The sequence below is a fragment of the Kitasatospora putterlickiae genome, assembly GCF_039527695.1.
Classification (GTDB): domain Bacteria; phylum Actinomycetota; class Actinomycetes; order Streptomycetales; family Streptomycetaceae; genus Kitasatospora; species Kitasatospora putterlickiae.
The window spans coordinates 1-2,219 of record NZ_BAAAKJ010000535.1 but is presented as its reverse complement, the minus strand read 5'-3'; the positions used below and the strand labels follow the sequence as shown (position 1 = coordinate 2,219).

The 2,219-nt window shown below is 77.9% G+C and carries 2 protein-coding genes; one reads left to right on the top strand and one right to left on the bottom strand.

What is annotated here, in order from left to right; genetic code table 11:
- Positions 1-42: 42 nt before the first annotated feature.
- Positions 43-1,077, bottom strand: a complete 1,035-nt coding sequence (locus ABD308_RS38840) for an NAD(P)-dependent oxidoreductase (protein ID WP_344345747.1) — start codon at positions 1,075-1,077, stop codon at positions 43-45.
- A gap of 162 nt (positions 1,078-1,239) precedes the next feature.
- Here ABD308_RS38840 and ABD308_RS38835 point away from each other — a divergent pair.
- Positions 1,240-2,219 (top strand): glycosyltransferase (locus ABD308_RS38835; RefSeq protein ID WP_344345745.1); only part of this gene is annotated, 980 nt, incomplete at its 3' end.

Here is a 2,219-nt window from a genome sequence, read left to right as displayed (position 1 = left end):
TCCCGCGGCGGCCGGGCGGGCCTTCGCGCGCCGTCGGACCCGTCAGGCCGCCACCACCGGCACACCGTCCGGGCGACCGGAGAGCAGGGCCGCGAGGTGGTCGGCGCACCGGACGGCGGCCTCGGCCACGGCGCCGCGGGTCATCCCCGCGACGTGTGGCGTCAGCAGGGCGTTGGGCAGGCCGAACAGCGGCGAGGAGAAGGCGGCGTGCTCGTGCGCGAAGGTGTCGACCGCCGCCCCCGCGAGGGGATGGGAGGGGTCCCTCAACGCCTCGGCGAGCGCCTGCTCGTCGACGATCCCTCCCCGGGCGGTGTTGAGCAGGACGGCCCCCGGCCGCATCAGGGCCAGCTCCGCCCGGCCGATCATGCCCCGGGTCTGCGGGGTCAGCGGCACGTGGAGGGAGACCGCGTCACTGGTCGCCAGCAGCTCGCCGAGCGGCCGGTCCCGGCGGCCGACGCCCCGCACGGCCATGCCCAGGGCGCGGGCCCGCCCGGCCAGCGCCCGGCCGGTCCGGCCGAGTCCGACGATGCCCAGCGTCAGCTCCGACAGCGCCCGCGCCGGTGCCGTCGGACTTCGCCACATCCCGGCGTGCGAAGCCTCGTTGTACACCGCGAGCCCGCGTGTCAGCGCGAGCAGCTGGGCCAGCGCGAACTCGGCGACGGCATCGGCGTTGGATCCGGGCGTGTGGGTGACCGCGACCCCGTGACGGGCGGCGGCGCCCAGGTCCACATGATCGGTCCCCGCCCCGGCCCGGCCCACCACCCGGAGCCGGTGCGCGAGCCCGCCACCGGTCGCGGCGGCGAGGAACGCGGCACGCAGCGGCACCCCGGCCCGGGATTTGACGGCGTGGAAGCCGGCCCCGCCGCGCACCGTCTCGCCGATCAGCGCCGGCTCGTCGAAGGGGTCGAAGTCGGTGAACTCCACCCGCCCGGCCCAGGCGGAGCGCACCGCGCGGTGGTCGGCCACCCGCCGCAGGTTGAGGGTGATGGTCAGTCCGTGGCCGAGCAGGCGCGACAGTTCGAGGCCGAGCAGGTCCCCGGGGGCCGCGTCCAGGAGCAGGACCCGGTGGTGCGGCATGTGGTCCCCCCGGTGACGTGGGCGGGGGAGCGGCGGCTGACAGTCGATCATGTTCCCCGCCGCTTCCAAGCTATAGCGCACCGGGGGGCTTGCCGCAAGGGGGTGGTGGGGCCGGAGAATCCTCGGCCGAGGCCGGGATCGCGGGGACGGGAGTGGTGCGGGATGCGTGTGGTGCTGTCGACGTACGGTTCGCGGGGGGACGTGGAGCCGTTGCTGGCGCTCGCGGTGCGGTTGCGGCGGGCGGGGGCCGAGGTGCGGGTGTGCGCGCCGCCGGAGGAGGAGTTCGCGGCGCGGTCGGCGGGAGCCGGGGTGCCGCTGGTGCCGGTGGGGGAGTCGGTGCGGGCGCTGGTGAGCGGGCCGCCGCCGAAGCCGGAGGACTTCCCGAAGCGCGCGGCCGCCCTGGTGGCCGCGTTCCACGAGGCGGTGCGCGCCGAGGCGGACCCGGGCGGGGTGGTGGTGGCCACCGGGCTGTTCCCCAGCGCGGCCGGCGCGCGGTCGGCGGCGGAGACGGCGGGCGCGCGGTACGTCCACGTCAGCCTCCAGCCGACCATGCTGCCCTCGCCGCACCACCCTCCGTTCCAGTACCCGGGCCGGCCGCGGGCACCGGAGGGCACCGCCAACGAGGAGCTGTGGGAGCGGGACGCCGAGTCCATGAACGCGCTGTTCGGCGGGGTGGTGAACGCCCACCGCGCGGCCGTCGGCCTGCCGCCGGTGGACAGCGTGCGCGACCACGTGCTCACCGCTCGCCCGTGGCTGGCCACGGACGAGGTCCTCGGCCCGTGGCGGCGGCCGGCCGGCCTGGACGTGGTGCAGACCGGCGCCTGGCTGGCGGACGACCGGCGCCCGCTCCCGGCCGGGCTGGAGGCGTTCCTGGCGGCGGGCGCGCCCCCGGTGTACGTGGGCTTCGGCAGCATGCCGATGCGCGGCTCCGCCGACGTCGCCCGGCTCGCGGTGGAGCAGGCGCGGGCGCTGGGCCGGCGGGTGGTGGTGGGACGGGGCTGGGCAGAGCTGGGCCCGGCCGGTGACGACGGCGGGTGGTTCGTGGCCGGCGAGGTGAACCACCAGGCGCTGTTCCCCCGGGTGGCCGCCGTCGTGCACCACGGCGGCGCCGGCACCACGACGGCGGCGGCCCGGGCCGGGGG

What these genes read in the sequence shown, in the direction of transcription:
- ABD308_RS38840 (WP_344345747.1), bottom strand. Translation starts at nt 1,077, where the DNA reads ATGCCGCACCACCGGGTCCTGCTCCTGGACGCGGCCCCCGGGGACCTG.